The following is an 18,851-nucleotide window of genomic DNA, read 5'->3' on the forward strand; positions in this document are numbered from 1 at the left end:
TATGGATATGCCGATGCTGTTAACCCCGTTGTTAACCGGCGTGCTGGAAACATCGCTCAACAGTCTGCTGTTCCGCGATCGCAGCATGAAGGCCGCCCGTCTGCGCCTGGTGGGGAAGGTATTGCGTATTGAGTTGCAGGAGCTTGCTTCACCGCTGGTGCTGGTCTTCAGTGAGCAACGCGTCGATGTCCTTGGCCAGTCTGACGATACCGCCGACTGCACGGTGCGCAGCCGTATTTCGGTATTGCTGAAGCTGCGAGATCGCCAACAACTCTCACCATTGATGCGCAGCGGTGAGCTGATTGTCGAAGGTGATATTCAGGTGGTTCAGCAACTGGTTGGGCTGCTCGATCTGGCGGAGTGGGATCCGGCTGAATGGTTGGCCCCCTACATCGGCGATATTGCCGCGCAGGGCGTCACGCAGGTGCTCGGTAAAGGTGCTAACCTGCTGAAGGCCGGCTTCCAGCGGCAACAGCATTATGTGGCGGAAACGCTGACGGAAGAGTGGCGTGTGGCGCCAGGCCCACTGGAATTGGTGTGGTTCAACGAGGAAGTTGATGCCACCGTTCGTAACCTCGAAGCGCTGAGTGCTCGCATGGACAAGTTGGAGGGTAAACGATGACCCTTGGCGAACTACGCCGCCTGTATTTGATCGTCCGCGTTTTTCTCAGCTATGGCCTGGATGAACTTATCCCCCAGATGCGTTTGACGTTGCCGCTGCGATTTGGCCGCCGTCTGCTGTTCTGGATGCCAAACCGCCATGCGGATAAACCTCTGGGTGAACGTCTGCGTTTGGCTCTGCAGGAACTGGGACCGGTGTGGATTAAGTTTGGCCAAATGATGTCCACTCGTCGCGACCTGTTCCCACCACAGATCGCCGATCAACTGACGCTGCTGCAGGACCGGGTTGCACCGTTCGACGGGGCACTGGCGCGCAAGCATATTGAGTTGGCGATGGGTGGTCCGCTGGAAACCTGGTTTGATGATTTTGACCAACAGGCGCTGGCCTCGGCATCGATAGCCCAGGTTCATACCGCCCGGCTAAAAACGACCGGGCAGGAAGTGGTGCTCAAGGTGATTCGGCCCGATATCCGGCCGATCATCAAGGCTGACGTCCGCCTGATGTACCGTTTGGCAGCCTGGGTGCCAAAGCTGATGCCGGATGGCCGCCGTCTGCGTCCGCGTGAAGTGGTGCGCGAATATGAAAAGACCTTGCTGGACGAGTTGAACCTGCTGCGTGAAGCGGCTAACGCCATCCAGCTGCGCCGCAATTTCGACGGTAGCCCGATGCTGTATGTGCCGGAGGTTTACTCCGATTACTGCCGCGAAAGCGTGTTGGTGATGGAACGCATCTACGGGATCCCGGTTTCGGATATTCCAACGCTGGAAAAGCAGGGCACCAACATGAAACTGTTGGCCGAACGCGGGGTTCAGGTGTTCTTTACCCAGGTGTTCCGCGATAGCTTCTTCCATGCGGACATGCATCCCGGTAATATTTTTGTCAGCTATGAGCATCCTGAAGATCCCTGCTATATCGGCATTGACTGCGGTATTGTCGGCTCGCTGAACAAAGACGATAAACGCTATCTGGCGGAAAACTTTATTGCCTTCTTCAATCGTGACTATCGCAAGGTTGCAGAACTGCACGTTGATTCTGGCTGGGTACCGCGCGACACCAACGTGGAAGATTTCGAGTTCGCTATCCGCACCGTGTGCGAACCGATCTTCGAGAAGCCGCTGTCGGAAATTTCGTTTGGCAACGTGCTGTTGAACCTGTTCAATACTGCACGTCGGTTCAATATGGAAGTCCAGCCCCAACTGGTGTTATTGCAGAAGACCTTGCTGTATGTTGAAGGTCTGGGGCGGCAGCTCTATCCGCAGTTGGATTTGTGGACCACCGCCAAGCCGTTCCTGGAAAGTTGGATGCGCGATCAGGTCGGTATACCGGCGGTGATCCGCGCACTGAAAGAAAAAGCGCCGTTTTGGGCCGAGAAACTGCCCGAACTGCCTGAATTATTTTACGATAGCTTGCAGCAGCATAAACTGTTGCAACAAAGCGTTGATAAGCTGACCAATCAGATGCAGGCCCAGCGTGTCCGTCAGGGACAATCGCGTTATTTGTTCGGCGTTGGCGCTACACTGTTGGTAAGCGGTACGATTTTGCTGCTGGGGGAGGTTGAAGTGTTCCCTGCATGGCTGATAGCGGCCGGCATCGTATCCTGGGTGATTGGCTGGAAGCGAACCACCTGAATTGATTCGAAACTCTGGTAAAATCTGCCGTATAATGCGGCGGATTTTGAGAAAACCCTGTAAAAATAGAGGTAATTGCAATGGGCGGTATTAGTATTACGCAATTGTTGATCATCGCAGTGATCGTGGTGCTGCTGTTTGGTACCAAAAAGCTCCGTACTTTGGGCTCTGATCTCGGTGCATCAATCAAGGGCTTCAAAAAGGCGATCGGTGACGAAAATACACCGCCGACCAACACGGCTGAGAAAAGCAGCCTGGACGACGCTGACTTCACGGCCAAGCCTATTACCGATAAGCAGCCGGAAGTGAAAACGGAAGAGTCGAAGAACAAAGAGCAGGTATAAACCGTGTTTGACATTGGGTTTAGTGAACTGCTGCTGGTTCTGGTTATCGGCCTGGTGGTACTCGGGCCGGAACGGTTGCCGGTAGCGGTAAGAACAGTTTCGGGCTGGATCCGCGCGCTGCGTTCGTTGGCGGCTTCGGTGCAGAACGAACTTTCTCAGGAGCTGAAGCTGCAGGAATTGCAGGACAGCCTGAAAAAGGTAGAGAAGGCGGGCATGCAGAATTTGTCGCCGGAGCTGAAGGCGTCAATGGATGAGCTGAAAGACGCGGCGGAATCGCTGAAACGTTCTTATCAGGGCGACAGTGACATCAAAACCGAACCTGCGCCCACCATCCATAACCCTCTGGTCACCGATCCTGAAGCCATTCATGACGGCGTGACGCCGGCAGAAGCCGCGGCCGTGGCATCGTCTCCGGCTGCCGTGCCGGAGCCGGTGGTTTCGGTAACGCCGCCGGTTGCACAACCCGTGGTCGAGCCGGTTAAACAACCGGTCGTTTCGGGCGTTCAGGCAACCCCAGAACCTGTTGCGGATAAAACCCCAGCGTCTCACCAACCTAGTGGCGATCGTTAAAACATGGCTGTTGAAGATACCCAACCCCTTATCAGTCACCTGATAGAACTGCGTAAGCGGTTGTTAAACTCGATTATCAGCATACTGGCGATCTTCCTGGTGCTGGTTTTTTTCGCCAATGATATTTACCAACTGGTGTCAGCACCGCTGATCAAGCAGTTGCCCGCCGGGGCGAGCATGATCGCCACTGACGTGGCTTCACCGTTCTTTACCCCGATCAAATTGACCATGATCGTCTCGGTGTTTGTGTCTGCTCCGGTGATCCTGTATCAGGTGTGGTCCTTCATCGCACCGGCGTTATACAAGCATGAACGCCGCCTGATGATGCCTTTACTGGTCTCCAGCAGCCTGCTGTTTTATCTCGGCATGGCGTTTGCCTACTTTATCGTTTTCCCGCTGGCATTCGGCTTTTTTGCCAAGACCGCACCGGCCGGGGTAATGATAGCGACCGACATCAATAACTATCTCGATTTCGTCATGGCGCTGTTTATGGCGTTTGGCGTGGCTTTTGAGGTACCGGTTGCCATTATTCTGCTGTGCTGGAGTGGCGTCACTTCACCGGAAGACCTGAAAAAGAAACGGCCTTACGTTCTGGTCGGGGCTTTCGTGGTCGGTATGCTGTTGACTCCGCCGGATGTGTTCTCGCAAACCCTGCTGGCGATCCCGATGTACCTGCTGTTTGAAGTGGGCGTGTTCTTTGCCCGTTTCTACACCGGTAAGCGTCGTCCGCAGCCGGAAGAAGAAGACGAGGGTGACGAACCCCCGGCACCTTAATTTCTGTTTGTTTCTAAGCCGCCCGATGGGCGGCTTTTGCTTTGGAAAACCATGTTTGATATCGGCGTAAACCTCACCAGTTCACAGTTTGCCAAAGACCGCCCTGCTGTAGTGGATCGTGCCCGTGCCGCCGGCGTGAAAGGATTGCTGATTACCGGAACCGATCTCCCGGAAAGTCTGGCAGCCAGTGAACTGGCGCAACAGCATGCGGGTTTCTGCTGGTCCACCGCCGGCGTGCATCCGCACCATGCCAGCAGTTGGGACGATAGGGTCGCCGACCAACTCCGTGAGTTGGCCTCCCTGCCGCAGGTCGCGGCGATTGGCGAATGTGGACTGGATTTCAACCGTAATTTTTCTACTCCAGAGCAGCAGGAAGTGGCCTTCAGCGCACAATTGGCGCTGGCGGCAGAGTTGGCGATGCCGGTTTTTCTTCATTGCCGTGATGCACACGCACGTTTTGCCGCGCTGCTGGCGCCGTGGTTGGATAAACTGCCCGCGGCCGTGGCGCACTGTTTTACCGGCACCGCCGAAGAATTAGAAAGCTGCCTGTCGCTAGGCCTGTCTGTGGGGATTACCGGGTGGGTCTGTGATGAGCGGCGTGGCTTGGAATTGCGTGCGTTGTTGCCGCATATTCCGGCAGATCGTCTGTTGCTGGAAACCGACGCTCCCTATCTGTTGCCCCGGGATTTACATCCGAAACCTGCATCCCGCCGCAACGAACCCTGTTTTTTGCCTCATATCGTCCGGCAAGTGGCCGCCTGGCGACAAGAAGACCCCGAATGGCTGGGGCAGAAAACCGATGAGAACGCCCGCCGGTTATTCCGGCTGGAATGAGTTAGGAGAAAACTATGAGCTATGCATTTCCGGGTACCTTCCCAGGTCGCCGTATGCGCCGCGTGCGCCGTCATGATTTCAGTCGTCGTCTGGTGGCGGAGAACCAACTGACGGTTAACGACCTGATCTATCCGGTATTTGTTATGGAAGGCAGCAACCGTCAGGAAGCGGTGTCATCCATGCCTGGTGTATCGCGCATGAGCATCGATCTGCTGGTTAAAGAAGCAGAAGCCATCGCCAAGCTGGGCGTGCCGGTGATCTCCCTGTTCCCGGTGATTGAGTCTGGCCTGAAGTCACTGCACGCAGAAGAAGCCTATAACCCGGACGGTTTGGTGCAGCGTACAGTACGTGCGTTGAAAGATGCGGTGCCTGAGCTGGGCATTCTGACGGATGTGGCGCTCGACCCTTACACCACCCACGGTCAGGATGGCATCATTGATGACCAGGGTTATGTCATTAACGACATCACCAAAGAGATCCTGGTGCGTCAAGCACTGTCCCATGCCGAAGCCGGGGCAGAAATCGTGGCGCCAAGCGACATGATGGATGGCCGCATCGGTGCGATCCGCGATCAACTGGAACATCAGGGCCTGATTAATACTCAGATCATGGCTTACTCTGCCAAATATGCGTCCTGCTACTATGGCCCATTCCGTGATGCGCTCGGTTCCAGCGGCAATCTGAAAGGCGGCAACAAGAAAACCTACCAGATGGACCCAGCCAACAGCGACGAAGCCCTGCAGGAAATTGCACAGGATCTGCAGGAAGGCGCGGATATGGTGATGGTGAAGCCAGGCATGCCGTATCTGGACGTGGTGCGTCGGGTAAAAGACACCTTCGGTGTGCCGACTTTCGCCTACCAGGTTTCCGGTGAATATGCGATGCACATGGCGGCGATTCAGAACGGTTGGTTGCAGGAACAGCCGGCGGTGATGGAGTCGTTGATGTGCTTTAAGCGTGCCGGTGCCGATGGTGTGCTGACCTACTTCGCCAAGCGGGTCGCTCAGTGGATGCATGACGAAGCAATGCAGCGCTAAGCCGCCAGTCTCCAATAACAAAGGCGCCTAGGCGCCTTTTTGCATTACAGTTTTTGGAACTGTCGATTATCCACGCTTTGACTGACCTGTTTGTTAATCAGATTTAGCAACAGCATTGAGCGTGCTTCACCATCCGGCTCGGTGTAAATCGCCTGCAGGCCTTCAAACATACCGTCGACGATCAACACGCTGTCTCCCGGTTGCGGCGTTTCCGGATCGAAGTAGGTTTCGCTGGTATGCGTCTGCAACTCTTCAATCACCTTCTGCGGGATGGTGGTCGGCGTCGAACCAAAGCGCACGAAGTGGCTGACACCACGTGTTGCACTGATGGTGGTGGTATGGATACGCTCCGGATCGAACTCCACAAACAGATAGTTGGGGAACAAAGGTTCGCTGACCGCGATGCGTTTACCGCGCACGATCTTTTCCAGCGTAATGATCGGGCTCAGGCAGTTCACTTCCTGCCGTTCCAAATGTTCTTGCGCCCGTAAAAGTTGGCCGCGTTTGCAATACAGTAGATACCAGGATTCCATAATTTCACATGCCTTTCTGTCAGCCGGTAAGCATATCAAAAGCCATTACGGATACATAGTGATGCAAGTTTCAGCATGTAACAGCCGCTATCTGTATGAATCGTTGGCAATTAGCGAGGGGTCACACACTTATCCGCACGGCTTGGGTATAACAGAGGGCTGAAAATTTGCTACCGTCGCAGTATGCCTTGAGGCGCTGTCGCCTGATGTGACGGTATTCATCGTTTTTGATTGAGGGGGAGAAATGGAGTTATTTCTATTGAGCAACGGCAAGCTGTCCGGTGAGAGTGAACTGCTGGGCTATGCCAAGAGCCACCTGTTGGCGATGATCGCGCGTCGCGGTATTACCTCCGCCGTTTTCATCCCATATGCCATGATCCGCAGTGATTACGATCAGCGCGCGCAGGATCTGGCGCAAACTTTAGGCATCAAGGTCACCAGTATTCACCATGCCGAGTCTCCTGCCGCGGCGATTGAACAGGCTGAATGTATTTTGGTCAGCGGCGGCAATACCTGGATGCTGAACCAGATGCTGCATGAGAAGGGCCTGATCGTCCCGATCCAGCGAGCCGTTGGTGAACGCAGCATTCCCTATGTTGGCTGGAGCGCCGGGTGTAACGTGGCCACGCCTAGCATTCGTACCACCAATGACATGCCGGTACGCAACAGCGTCGTGTTGCCGGCGTTGAGCCTGTTCCCGGTACAAATTAACCCGCATTACATTGACGCCCATATCAGTGGCCACATGGGTGAAACCCGTGATGAGCGCCTGGCGGAGTTCTGTGCGGTCAATCCGAGCGAATCTGTGGTGGCGCTGCGCGAAGGCAGCCTGTTGCACGTTGAGGGCAATGATCTGCGTTATTTCAGTGCCAGAGACCAGGGCTTCAAGGTGTTCCGCCACGGCGTGGAGACCCAGGAGTATCAGGATACGCAGGCATTAAGCCCTCTGGTGCCGTTCACGTGCCACTGAGTGCGGGTGAGGTCTTTACCGGTGTTTAACAAAAGTGCAGCAACAACCGTGAAGAGGGCCTATAATGCCCTCCTCACTGGCCGTTATAATGATCAGCATGAAATACCGTGACTTACGCGATTTCCTCTCGTTGCTGGAAAAGAGAGGCGAACTAAAACGCATTAGCCAGCCGATTGATCCCTATCTGGAAATGACAGAAATTGCCGATCGTACTTTACGTGCGGGCGGCCCGGCATTGCTGTTTGAAAACCCTAAAGGGTACGACATGCCGGTGCTGTGCAATCTGTTCGGTACTCCCGGTCGCGTAGCGCTGGGGATGGGCCAGGAGGATGTCAGCTCGTTGCGCGAGGTCGGCAAGTTGCTGGCGTTCCTTAAAGAGCCGGAGCCGCCAAAGGGCTTTCGCGATCTGTTCGATAAACTGCCGAAGTTCAAGCAAGTGTTGAACATGCCGACCAAGGTGTTGGGTTCAGCACCTTGTCAGGAGCAGGTATGGCAGGGGGATGATGTCGATCTCAGCCGTATCCCGGTGATGCACTGCTGGCCGGAAGACGCCGCACCGCTGATCACCTGGGGCCTGACCGTGACCCGCGGGCCACAAAAAGAGCGACAGAACCTGGGCATTTATCGCCAACAGGTGCTGAGCAAGAATAAAGTCATCATGCGTTGGCTGTCGCACCGCGGCGGCGCGCTGGATTACCAGGAATGGTGCCAGGCGCATCCCGGTGAGCGTTTCCCGGTTGCGGTTGCGCTGGGCGCAGATCCCGCCACCATTCTCGGCGCGGTAACACCGGTGCCGGATACCCTGTCTGAATATGCCTTTGCCGGGCTGCTGCGCGGCAACAAAACCGAAGTGGTCAAGTGCATCTCCTGCGATCTGGAAGTGCCCGCCAGTGCGGAAATCGTATTGGAAGGCTATATCGAGCCGGGTGAAATGGCGCCTGAAGGTCCGTATGGCGATCACACCGGTTACTACAACGAAATAGACCACTTCCCGGTATTCACCATCACCCATATCACCCAGCGTCGTGACGCCATTTATCACTCGACCTACACCGGTCGTCCGCCGGATGAACCGGCGGTGTTGGGCGTGGCGCTGAATGAAGTCTTCGTCCCGATCCTGCAAAAGCAGTTCCCGGAAATTGTTGATTTCTATCTGCCGCCTGAGGGTTGCTCTTATCGCCTGGCGGTGGTGACTATCAAGAAACAGTATGCCGGTCATGCCAAACGCGTAATGATGGGTGTCTGGTCGTTCCTGCGTCAGTTTATGTACACCAAGTTTGTTATCGTCTGTGACGATGACGTCAACGCACGCGACTGGAATGATGTGATTTGGGCGATCACCACCCGAATGGATCCGGCAAGGGATACCGTTTTGGTGGAGAATACGCCGATCGATTATTTGGACTTCGCCTCACCGGTTTCCGGTTTGGGATCGAAGATGGGGCTGGATGCCACCAATAAATGGCCGGGTGAAACCCAGCGCGAATGGGGCCGTCCGATTCAGATGGATGAAAAGGTGCGTGCGCGCGTCGATGACATCTGGGATGAGCTCGCAATTTTCAGTGACAGAGAACCGACGCTGTAGCGCCAGGCTTTGTTCTCAGTTTTGCATTGATGACCCGACAGAGGGAACGCATGACAATATTGAGCTGTAAAGTGACCTCCGTAGAGGCCATTACCGATACGGTTTATCGGGTACGTTTGGTGCCTGAGGCACCGTTTTCTTTCAAGGCAGGGCAGTATCTGATGGTGGTGATGGATGAGCGCGACAAGCGTCCGTTCTCACTGGCATCGATTCCGACAGACAAGGATTACATTGAGCTGCATATTGGCGCTTCGGAGCTGAATCTGTACGCCATGGCGGTGATGGACCGTATTCTGAAAGAGCAGGCGATTACCGTTGATATTCCGCACGGTGACGCCTGGCTGCGTGAAGAAGGCAGCCGTCCGCTGGTGTTGATCGCCGGCGGTACGGGGTTCTCCTACGCGCGCTCGATTCTGTTGGCCGCACTGGAACAGCAGCCGGATCGCGATATCTCTATCTACTGGGGCGGGCGTGAGCTGAAGCACCTGTATGACCTGAGTGAACTGGAAGCCTTGTCGTTGCAGCACCCGAATCTGAAAGTGATCCCGGTGGTTGAACAGCCGGAAGAAGAGTGGCGTGGCCGTAGTGGCACGGTGCTCAGCGCGGTGTTGCAGGACTTCGGCACGCTGGCAGAACACGACATTTATATTGCCGGCCGTTTCGAGATGGCGAAAATCGCTCGCGAACGTTTCTGTGCCGAACGTGGCGCACTGGAAGCGCATATGTTTGGCGACGCCTTCTCGTTTATCTGAGGCGCGAAGCGGTATCAAACGGGGTGGCCAATGGCTGCCCCTTTTTATTGGGGCGTCAGCGGATTTCAGGCATAAAAAAACCCGCCCCTGACAGGCGGGAAGTATGGCAACTAAACTTGGCGGGATGCTGCGGTTTTAAGTGTTGACGCAGTCATCCCAACTAGACACAGCTAAACGCGTTCGAAGACGGTGGCAATCCCCTGACCCAGACCGATGCACATGGTCGCCAGACCAAACTGCACGTCACGGCGTTCCATATTGTTCAGCAGGGTGGTAGAGATACGTGAACCCGAGCAGCCTAATGGATGGCCTAAGGCAATGGCGCCACCGTTCAGGTTGATTTTGTCGTCAATGCTGTCCAACAGCCCTAGATCCTTGATGCACGGTAGTGACTGGGCGGCAAAGGCTTCATTCAGTTCAAACAGATCGATGTCCTGCACGCTCAGTCCGGCGCGTTTCAACGCCAACTTGCTGGCAGGGACCGGGCCATAACCCATGATGGAAGGATCGCAACCGACCACCGCCATCGAACGAATGCGGGCTCGGGCTTTCAGGCCCAGCGCTTTGGCTCGTGACTCACTCATCAATAGCATGGCGGAGGCACCGTCAGACAAGGCCGAAGAGGTGCCAGCGGTGACGGTACCGTTGACCGGGTCGAATGCCGGACGCAGTGCCGCAAGGCTGGCGACGGTAGTTTCCGGGCGGATCACTTCGTCGAAGTCATAGCGGGTCAGCACCCCGTCGGCGTCATGGCCGGTGGTTGGGATGATTTCATTCTTGAAATAGCCGGCCAGAGTGGCGGCATGCGCGCGTTGGTGCGAGCGTGCTGCGAACTCATCCTGCATCTGGCGACTGATATTGTGCATCTTGGCCAGCATCTCGGCGGTCAGGCCCATCATACCGGCGGCTTTTGCCACGCTGCGGCTCAGACCCGGGTGGAAATCCACGCCGTGATTCATCGGCACGTGGCCCATATGCTCTACGCCACCAATCAGGCTGACGTGTGCATCGCCGACCATAATGGCGCGTGCGGCATCGTGCAGCGCCTGCATGGAGGAACCGCACAGTCGGTTGACGGTGACCGCAGGAACGCTATGCGGGATCTCGGCCAACAGGGAAGCGTTACGGGCGATGTTAAAGCCCTGCTCCAGCGTTTGCTGCACGCAACCCCAGTAGATGTCGTCAATTTCGGCGGCATCCAGCGACGGATTGCGGCTCAGTACGGCGCGCATCAGGTGAGCGGAAAGATCTTCAGCACGTACCTGGCGGAAGGCGCCGCCCTTGGAGCGGCCCATCGGCGTGCGTACGGCATCAACAATAACTACGTTTTCCATCTTTATGACCTCATGCCGGTTGGCCAGTGGAGACATCGGACAGCGGGGCTGCCACCGGGTAGTAGCTTTCATTATGTTCAGCTTTGGCGCGCAGGCCGGCAGGCACCTGATACAAAGCGCCGAGATGCGCATAACGCTGGGCCAGTTCGACATAATTGGCGGTACCAAGCGTATCCAGGTAACGGAATGCCCCGCCGTGGAACGGAGGGAAACCGATGCCGTAGACCAGCGCCATATCGGCTTCGGCCGGGCTGGCAATAATGTTTTCTTCCAGGCAGCGCACCACTTCGTTAATCATCGGGATCATCATACGGGCGATAATTTCTTCGTCGCTGATGGTCTGACGCGGTTGGCTGACTTCGGCCAGCAGCACATCGGTCTGCTCATCGTTGTCTTTACGCGGCTTGCCTTTGTTGTCCTGGCTGTAACGATAGAAGCCCAGCTGGTTTTTCTGGCCAAAACGCTGGTTATCGAACATCACGTCGATAGCGTCGCGGTAATCTTTCCCCATACGCTCCGGGAAACCGGCCGCCATCACCGCCTGGGCGTGGTGTGCGGTATCAATCCCCACGACGTCGAGCAGGTAAGCCGGGCCCATTGGCCAGCCAAACTGTTTCTCCATCACTTTGTCGATCTGGCGGAAGTCTGCACCGTCGCGCAGCAGCATGCTGAAACCGGCAAAATACGGGAACAATACGCGGTTGACGAAGAACCCTGGGCAATCGTTAACCACAATCGGCGTTTTGCCCATACGGCTGGCATAGGCCACCACGGCGGCGATGGTGCTGTCGCTGGTCTGCTCACCGCGGATAATTTCCACCAGTGGCATACGATGTACCGGGTTAAAGAAGTGCATGCCGCAGAAATTCTGTGGGCGCTTCAGCGATTTTGCCAGGTGATTAATCGGAATGGTCGAGGTATTGGACGCCAGCACTGTATCTTCACCGATCAGCCCTTCCACTTCGGACAGTACTGCTGCCTTAATCTTTGGATTCTCGACCACGGCTTCGACGATCACCTGTGCGCGTTCGATACCGGCATAATCCAGCGTCGGTTGAATGGTCGACAGCACCTGGGCCATCTTCATGCCATCCAGCTTGCCACGTTCCAACTGCTTGTTCAGCAGTTTGGCGGCTTCATTCATACCGAGCGTCAGGGACTTGTCGCTGATGTCTTTCATGATCACCGGCACGCCTTTGAGCGCGGACTGGTAGGCGATACCGCCACCCATGATACCGGCCCCCAACACTGCAGCCTGCTTCGGTGCTTCGATACCTTTTGCCAGCTTCTTCGCCTGACCCTTCACAAACTGGTCATTAAGGAAGATACCAACCAGCGCGCGCGCCTCTTTGGAACGGGCCAATGGCACAAAGCTGGCGGTTTCCAGCTTAAGAGCTTCATCCCGGCCTAGCCTGGCGGCGGCCTCAATGGTTTTTACTGCGGTCATTGGCGCCGGATAATGTTTGCCGGCGGTTTGCAGCACCACGCCTTTGGCGGTGGTGAAACTCATGGCCGCTTCGATTGGGCTGAGTTTCAACGGCTCGAGCTTGGGCTGGCGATAAGCGCGCCAGTCCAGTTTGCCCTCAATGGCCTGTTGCAGCATTTTCAGCGCGGCTTCCACCAATTTTTCCGGTGCAACGACCGCATCCACCAAACCGACCTTCAGCGCGTCTTTGGCGCTGACATCTTTACCGGCGGCGATAATTTCCAGTGCACTGTCATTACCCAGCAGGCGGGGCAGACGAACCGAACCGCCGAAGCCCGGCATAATGCCCAGTTTGGTTTCCGGCAGGCCGATGCGTGCATCCGGTGACGCGACGCGGAAGTCGGTTGCCAGAATGCATTCACAGCCGCCGCCGAGCGCATAGCCATTAATAGCCGAAATGGTCGGTACCGGCAGATCTTCCAGCCGGTTAAAGATCGCATTGGCGAAGGTCAGCCACTGCTGCAGCTTTTCAGCCGGGGCAGCAAACAGCGAAAGGAATTCGGTGATGTCGGCGCCGACAATAAAGGCGGCCTTGGTGGAACGCAGTAGCAAGCCTTTCAGCTCGGTCTGCTTTTCCAGCACCGCGAGCGCTTCGCCCAGGCTGGCAACGGTGCGGGTATCCAGCTTGTTGACCGAGCCTGGGGCATTGAACACCAGCTCGGCGATGCCGTTGTCGAGCCAATGTAGTTGTAATGTTTCGCCTTGGTAGAGCATGTCTATCTCCTGAATCAGCGTTTGATCTGGTATGACCAGATGATGAGGAGTGTGGTTTTTATGTTAACAATATGCAAATGAGAGATTGCATTTTTGCTGGTCTGATCACATGGCGTTGGGTTAGTGTTTTGATTTAAAACGAAGTTATATTTTATGCTTTATGGTGATTTGTCGGCGTGTAAAAGCACTCATACACTTGCCAGAGCAGAGCGCTACCCATGCAGAGGTGCGAAATGAGTAAAGCGATATGTGCAAAACACAGCGGTTTCTGGAGTATTCCCGCCAGAACCATGACGTTGGCTTGCCTGCTGGTGTTTATGGCTCAGATGGCGACGACGGTGTATTTACCTTCATTACCGACGGTGATGCAGGAACTGGCAATGACGCGCCGCGCCACCGAGCTTTCGATATCGATATTCGTGATAGGTGCCGCCCTGCCGGTATTGTTCTGGGGGGCGGCAGCCGATCGTTTTGGCCGTCGGCTGCCGCTGACATTATCTCTGGCGTTGTTTATCAGTTGCAGTGCGCTGCTGGCGTTTTGCAGTAACGGTACTCAATTATTGATGCTGCGGGCGCTGCAGGGGGTGGCCGCCGGCGGTGCTGCGATCATCGCGCGAATTATTGTTCGTGATAACTGGAGTGGCGATGAGCTGGCAAGGCGTCTCTCGGTTCTGTCGATAGCCTTTATCGCCGCGTTGGGCGGTGGGCAGTTTGTCGGTGGGTTACTTAGTCAGTATTCACACTGGCAAATGGGTTTTGTCCTGATGGGGCTGACCGGGTTGGCGATCCTGCTATTAATGGTGACGCTGCCACTGGAAGTGGGTCGCACCCTGGGCCAGCGCCCGGCCATGGTGGCAACCTATTGGCTTATTCTGTGTCGCCCGGGGTTCTTCTGGCCAGCAATCGTCGGCGGATTGGGGTTTGCTACCACTGTCACCTTGCAGGAAGTGAGCCCGTTTATCATGCAGCAGGGGTTTGGCCTGAACGTTACCGCCTTTGGGGCGCTGGGGCTGGTGATCGGCGTGGCTTACTTTACCGGGGCAATGGCAGTAAACCGGACGGTGGCACGTATTGGCGGCAAGCGGCTGATACAGGCAGGGACGAGTATTGTCGCCGTCACCACCATCGCGATCATGCTGCTGTGGTGGAGCGGTACGCTGGTGGGGCTTTCCGGTATGACAGTTTTCATCGCGCTGTATTGCCTGACGATTTTTGGTCAGGCGGTACTGTTCCCCAACAGCATGGCGATGGCGGTGAGCGATGCCAAAGAACAGGGAGCCTATGCCATGGCACTGTGTGGTTTTCTGCAGCAGTGTCTGGCGGGTATTGCCGCTGCCGGTGCGGTTTTGCTCGAACATCACGGCCTGTGGGCGGTCGCGATCGCGTTACTGGGGCTGATTGCCTGGCTAATTGTTAAGCTACGGATGTAACGACGTTTACAGTGATTTGCGAACCGCTCCGCATGCCAGAGCTGATGGGGTTGGTGCACCTGAACGGTGTGCTAAGATGACTCATTCCGTTCTAATGGTATGTATAAGGGTATTGTGATGGAAACACTGGCTTCTTTGTATAACGACCACCTGGCAGAGCTACAAAAGCGGGCGCGTGAAGTGTTAACGCGTAACAAACTGGATGCGTTGCTGATTCACTCCGGGGAATTGCAACGGATATTCCAGGACGACCGTAGCTACCCGTTCAAAGTGAACGCACACTTTAAGGCCTGGGTGCCCGTCACTTCAGTGCCAAACTGCTGGCTGTGGGTGGATGGCGTTAACAAACCGAAGCTGTGGTTCTATTCGCCGGTAGATTACTGGCACAGCGTTGAGCCACTGCCGGAGAGTTTCTGGACCAAGTCCGTTGAACTGATACCGCTGGCCAATGCTGATGAAATCGCGCAGCAGCTTCCTGCTCAGCGTGAGCGTGTGGGTTATATCGGCTATGCGCAGCAGCGTGCTCGCGATCTGGGTATCCTGGCGGAAAACGTCAACCCGAAAGCGGTGTTGAACTACCTCGATTTCCATCGTTCCATCAAAACCGGCTACGAGCTGGCCTGTATGCGCGAAGCACAGAAGACCGCTGTAATGGGGCACCGTGCTGCTCATGAGGCGTTCCAGTCCGGCATGAGTGAGTTTGATATCAACCAGGCTTACCTCACGGCGACGGGGCATCGCGATACCGATGTGCCTTATGACAACATTGTTGCGCTGAATGAGCATGCGTCAGTGCTGCATTACACCACGCTGGATCATCAGCCACCGTCCGAAATGCTGAGCTTCCTGCTTGACGCCGGTGCCGAATATAACGGTTACGCCGCTGATTTGACACGAACCTACGCGGGCCAGAGCGGCAGTGATTTTGCACACCTGATAAAAGATCTTAACACTGAGCAACTGGCGCTGATGGCTACCATCAAAGCTGGCGTGCGTTACACCGATTACCATGTGCAAATGCATCAACGCGTCGCCAAACTGCTCAAGAGCCACAAGCTGGTGAGTGGCATCAGTGAAGAAGCCATGGTAGAGCAGGGGCTGACCACGCCATTCCTGCCACACGGTCTGGGCCACCCTCTGGGGCTGCAGGTACATGACTCAGCTGGCTTTATGCAGGATGAACAGGGTACCCATCTGGCCGCTCCGTCCAAATATCCGTACCTGCGCTGCACTCGGGTGTTGCAACCAGGTATGGTATTGACCATTGAGCCTGGCATGTATTTTATTGAGTCCCTGCTGGCGCCATGGCGCAGCGGTGAATTCAGTCAACACTTTGCCTGGGATCGCATCGATGCACTGAAACCTTATGGTGGTATCCGTATTGAAGACAATATTGTGATCCACGAAAAGCGTATCGAGAACATGACGCGCGATCTGAATCTGGCCTGATGCAGCCTTATCCGATCCCGGCAGGCCCCGTTAGTGTCAGCGAAGAAATAAAGAAGAGTCGTTTCATCACCCTGCTGGCACCGACCGGCGGGGTTGATGTGGCAAAGGCGTTTATCCAGCAGGTTCGTGATGAGCATCCGGCGGCCAGGCACCATTGCTGGGCATTTGTCGCCGGGCCACCGACTGACTCACAGCAGTTGGGTTTCTCCGACGACGGTGAACCTTCCGGCACGGCGGGTAAACCCATTCTGGCGCAGCTGATGGGCAGCGGCATCGGCGAAATCACCGCCGTGGTGGTACGTTACTACGGCGGTATCAAGTTGGGTACCGGCGGCTTGGTGAGAGCCTACGGCAGTGGTGTGCAGCAGGCATTAAAGCAATTGGCCGTGAGCTACAAAATTCCGCAGGCCGAATATACTTTGCAATGTGACTATGCTCAGTTGGCGTTGGTAGAGAATCTGTTGCAGCAAACTGAAGGGCGGATTGTACAGGGGGAATATGGTGCTTCCGTCATGCTGCATCTGGCTTTACCGGTCACCGGCGTTGAGGCGTTCGGGAATAAATTACGTGATCTCAGTCGCGGTAATTTGCAATTAACCCCCATTTCGCAATAATTCCCCCAACTGAATTGCTAAGGATCGTGCTGAAATGCATTTTCGCGCTATAACCCGTATCGTTGGTTTGCTGGTCATCCTGTTCTCCGGGACGATGTTTATTCCTGGTCTGGTGGCATTGATATACCGCGATGGGGCGGGGCGGGCATTCAGCCAGACCTTCTTTGTGGCGGTAACCATTGGCCTGATGCTGTGGTGGCCTAACCGTAAACAAAAGCATGAGTTGAAGCCACGAGAGGGGTTTCTGATTGTGGTGTTGTTCTGGACGGTGCTGGGCAGCGTCGGGGCATTACCTTTTTTATTTTCGGAGCGGCCTAATCTTTCGCTGACCGATGCCTTCTTCGAATCGTTTTCCGGTTTAACCACCACAGGGGCGACGACGCTGGTGGGATTGGACTCACTACCCAAAGCCATTTTGTTCTATCGGCAGATGCTGCAATGGATGGGCGGGATGGGGATCATTGTGTTGGCAGTCGCGATACTGCCCATCCTCGGCGTCGGTGGCATGCAGCTGTACCGCGCCGAAATGCCAGGGCCGTTGAAAGATAACAAAATGCGTCCACGCATTGCCGAAACGGCCAAAACCCTGTGGCTGATTTACGTTCTGTTGACTATTGCCTGTGCGCTGGCACTTTGGGGCGCTGGCATGTCGGTGTTTGACGCCATCGGCCACAGTTTCTCGACCATCGCTATTGGCGGTTTCTCTACCCACGATGCCAGCATCGGCTATTACGCCAGTCCGACCATCAACACCATCATTGCGATTTTCCTGCTGATCTCCGGTTGTAACTATGGCTTGCACTTCGCCTTGCTGAGCGGCCGCAGTCTAAAAGTGTATTGGCGTGATCCTGAGTTTCGCATGTTTATTGCCGTGCAGTTGACGCTGGTAGTGGTGTGTACCGCCGTGCTGTGGGGGCATGGGGTCTACAAAACCGGAATGGAAACGGTCAATCAGGCGTTCTTCCAAGTGGTGTCGATGGCGACAACGGCGGGCTTTACCACTGACAGCATTGCCAAATGGCCGTTATTCCTGCCGATGCTGTTGCTGTGTTCCGCATTTATAGGTGGCTGTGCCGGCTCGACCGGTGGCGGCCTGAAAGTGATCCGTATCCTACTGCTGTATTTGCAGGGCTCGCGTGAGCTAAAAAGGTTGGTGCACCCTAATGCGGTTTACACTATTAAATTGGGTAACCGCGCGCTGCCGGAACGTATCCTGGAGGCGGTCTGGGGATTCTTCTCTGCTTATGCGCTGGTGTTTATCGTCAGTATGCTGGCAATTATCGCCACCGGCGTTGATGATTTCTCTGCCTTTGCTGCCGTAACGGCGACGTTGAACAACCTTGGACCTGGGCTGGGAGTGGTGGCGGATAACTTTACCACTATGCCTGCACCGGCGAAGTGGATCCTGGTTCTGACGATGCTGTTCGGGCGCCTTGAGGTCTTTACACTACTGGTTCTGTTTACGCCGACGTTCTGGCGTGAATGATCCTGATAGAAGGAGTAACGCCGTGAAGGCACTGATTCTTTATTCTAGCCGTGATGGGCAAACACGTTCTATCGCTTCTTATATAGCAAACAAATTGCAGGATACGCTGCGCTGCGACGTGATCGATTTGCTGCAGGCGGAAAATGTCGACCTTAATCAGTATCAGCAGGTACTGATTGGTGCCTCAATACGCTATGGCCATTTCCATCCGACGCTGGAAAAGTTCGTTAAGCGTCATGCCGAACAGTTGAACCTGATGCCGAGCGCATTCTTTAGCGTGAACCTGACCGCCCGCAAGGCAGACAAGCGTTCGCCACAAACCAACGCCTATACCCGCAAGTTCCTGTTGTCTTCCCCCTGGCAGCCAAAACAGTGTGTCGTGTTTGCCGGCGCGCTTCGTTATCCACGTTATCGCTGGTTCGATCGAGTCATGATTCAACTTATTATGCGTATGACGGGCGGCGAAACGGATACCAGTAAAGAAGTGGAGTACACCGACTGGCAGCAGGTGGACCGTTTTGCTCAGGAGTTTGGTCATATTCAGTATGAAAAATGACGGAACCGCTGGCTTGTGCAGCGCTTTGCCGAAAAAATCCGCGCTTGAAAAGTTTTTTGCATTTAGGGGTTGCGGCCTTCTGAGAACTCCCTATAATGCGCCTCCACTGACCGGGAACAACGACTCCTCTAAC

General features: G+C 55.4%; 18 protein-coding genes. 15 read left to right on the forward strand and 3 right to left on the reverse strand.

The features are described 5' to 3' along the window. Positions 1–13 precede the first annotated feature (13 nt). From ubiJ to hemB, 7 genes are all read left to right on the forward strand, one after another. Positions 14–622: a ubiquinone biosynthesis protein UbiJ gene (gene ubiJ / locus F8R23_RS22530; RefSeq protein WP_129936303.1), complete on the forward strand. Its 609-nt coding sequence runs from the start codon at positions 14–16 to the stop codon at positions 620–622. After that, complete coding sequence (gene ubiB, locus F8R23_RS22535) at positions 619–2,250, forward strand: ubiquinone biosynthesis regulatory protein kinase UbiB (protein WP_112349326.1); 1,632 nt, start codon at positions 619–621, stop codon at positions 2,248–2,250. The genes ubiJ and ubiB overlap by 4 nt, the downstream gene beginning before the upstream one ends. An 80-nt stretch (positions 2,251–2,330) precedes the next feature. Continuing rightward, positions 2,331–2,594 (forward strand): Sec-independent protein translocase subunit TatA, encoded by a 264-nt coding sequence (tatA, locus tag F8R23_RS22540; protein WP_085116539.1) that lies wholly within the window; start codon positions 2,331–2,333, stop codon positions 2,592–2,594. 3 nt (positions 2,595–2,597) lie between these two features. Next, on the forward strand, positions 2,598–3,164 hold the full coding sequence (tatB, locus tag F8R23_RS22545; protein WP_151416044.1) for a Sec-independent protein translocase protein TatB: 567 nt from the start codon (positions 2,598–2,600) through the stop codon (positions 3,162–3,164). A 3-nt stretch (positions 3,165–3,167) separates the two neighbouring features. After that, positions 3,168–3,938 (forward strand): Sec-independent protein translocase subunit TatC, encoded by a 771-nt coding sequence (tatC, locus tag F8R23_RS22550; protein ID WP_012004722.1) that lies wholly within the window; start codon positions 3,168–3,170, stop codon positions 3,936–3,938. A 51-nt stretch (positions 3,939–3,989) separates the two neighbouring features. Further along, positions 3,990–4,772 (forward strand): 3'-5' ssDNA/RNA exonuclease TatD, encoded by a 783-nt coding sequence (gene tatD / locus F8R23_RS22555; protein ID WP_151416045.1) that lies wholly within the window; start codon positions 3,990–3,992, stop codon positions 4,770–4,772. Positions 4,773–4,786: 14 nt separating this feature from the next. Continuing rightward, the gene (hemB, locus tag F8R23_RS22560; RefSeq protein WP_112349323.1) at positions 4,787–5,809 is read left to right on the forward strand and encodes a porphobilinogen synthase; all 1,023 of its coding nucleotides are present in this window, start codon (positions 4,787–4,789) and stop codon (positions 5,807–5,809) included. 44 nt (positions 5,810–5,853) lie between these two features. On the opposite strand, the gene rfaH is transcribed toward hemB, so the two are convergent. Continuing rightward, on the reverse strand, positions 5,854–6,342 hold the full coding sequence (rfaH, locus tag F8R23_RS22565) for a transcription/translation regulatory transformer protein RfaH (RefSeq protein ID WP_112349322.1): 489 nt from the start codon (positions 6,340–6,342) through the stop codon (positions 5,854–5,856). Between the two features lie 244 nt (positions 6,343–6,586). Here rfaH and pepE point away from each other — a divergent pair, with 244 nt between their 5' ends. The 3 genes from pepE to fre all read left to right on the forward strand — a co-directional run bounded on the left by pepE (position 6,587) and on the right by fre (position 9,649). Continuing rightward, on the forward strand, positions 6,587–7,312 hold the full coding sequence (pepE, locus tag F8R23_RS22570; RefSeq protein WP_129936305.1) for a dipeptidase PepE: 726 nt from the start codon (positions 6,587–6,589) through the stop codon (positions 7,310–7,312). 88 nt (positions 7,313–7,400) lie between these two features. Further along, positions 7,401–8,897 carry a 4-hydroxy-3-polyprenylbenzoate decarboxylase gene (ubiD, locus tag F8R23_RS22575; RefSeq protein WP_099065500.1) on the forward strand — a complete coding sequence of 499 codons (1,497 nt, stop codon included), beginning with the start codon at positions 7,401–7,403 and terminating at the stop codon, positions 8,895–8,897. A 50-nt stretch (positions 8,898–8,947) separates the two neighbouring features. Then, complete coding sequence (gene fre, locus F8R23_RS22580; RefSeq protein WP_085116546.1) at positions 8,948–9,649, forward strand: NAD(P)H-flavin reductase; 702 nt, start codon at positions 8,948–8,950, stop codon at positions 9,647–9,649. Between the two features lie 170 nt (positions 9,650–9,819). Here fre and fadA read toward each other — a convergent pair whose 3' ends face one another. Together fadA and fadB are read right to left on the reverse strand one after the other, a co-directional pair. Continuing rightward, positions 9,820–10,983, reverse strand: coding sequence for an acetyl-CoA C-acyltransferase FadA (fadA, locus tag F8R23_RS22585; protein ID WP_012004729.1), 1,164 nt, complete (start codon positions 10,981–10,983; stop codon positions 9,820–9,822). Positions 10,984–10,993: 10 nt separating this feature from the next. After that, a complete protein-coding gene (fadB, locus tag F8R23_RS22590) occupies positions 10,994–13,183 on the reverse strand; it encodes a fatty acid oxidation complex subunit alpha FadB (RefSeq protein ID WP_129937806.1) in 2,190 nt (729 codons plus the stop codon). 233 nt (positions 13,184–13,416) lie between these two features. Between fadB and F8R23_RS22595 the strand changes: the two genes are divergently transcribed. From F8R23_RS22595 to hemG, 5 genes are all read left to right on the forward strand, one after another. Then, the gene (locus F8R23_RS22595; protein WP_129936308.1) at positions 13,417–14,613 is read left to right on the forward strand and encodes an MFS transporter; all 1,197 of its coding nucleotides are present in this window, start codon (positions 13,417–13,419) and stop codon (positions 14,611–14,613) included. A gap of 117 nt (positions 14,614–14,730) precedes the next feature. Next, positions 14,731–16,062: a Xaa-Pro dipeptidase gene (pepQ, locus tag F8R23_RS22600; RefSeq protein ID WP_129936309.1), complete on the forward strand. Its 1,332-nt coding sequence runs from the start codon at positions 14,731–14,733 to the stop codon at positions 16,060–16,062. After that, positions 16,062–16,676: an IMPACT family protein gene (locus F8R23_RS22605; protein ID WP_085116549.1), complete on the forward strand. Its 615-nt coding sequence runs from the start codon at positions 16,062–16,064 to the stop codon at positions 16,674–16,676. The genes pepQ and F8R23_RS22605 overlap by 1 nt, the downstream gene beginning before the upstream one ends. 34 nt (positions 16,677–16,710) lie before the next feature. Beyond that, positions 16,711–18,162 (forward strand): Trk system potassium transporter TrkH, encoded by a 1,452-nt coding sequence (gene trkH, locus F8R23_RS22610; RefSeq protein WP_012004734.1) that lies wholly within the window; start codon positions 16,711–16,713, stop codon positions 18,160–18,162. Between the two features lie 22 nt (positions 18,163–18,184). After that, positions 18,185–18,718, forward strand: coding sequence for a menaquinone-dependent protoporphyrinogen IX dehydrogenase (gene hemG, locus F8R23_RS22615; RefSeq protein ID WP_112349317.1), 534 nt, complete (start codon positions 18,185–18,187; stop codon positions 18,716–18,718). The last annotated feature ends 133 nt before the right edge of the window (positions 18,719–18,851 follow it).

Source organism: Serratia proteamaculans (genome assembly GCF_008830365.1).
Taxonomy (GTDB): Bacteria; Pseudomonadota; Gammaproteobacteria; order Enterobacterales; family Enterobacteriaceae; genus Serratia; species Serratia proteamaculans.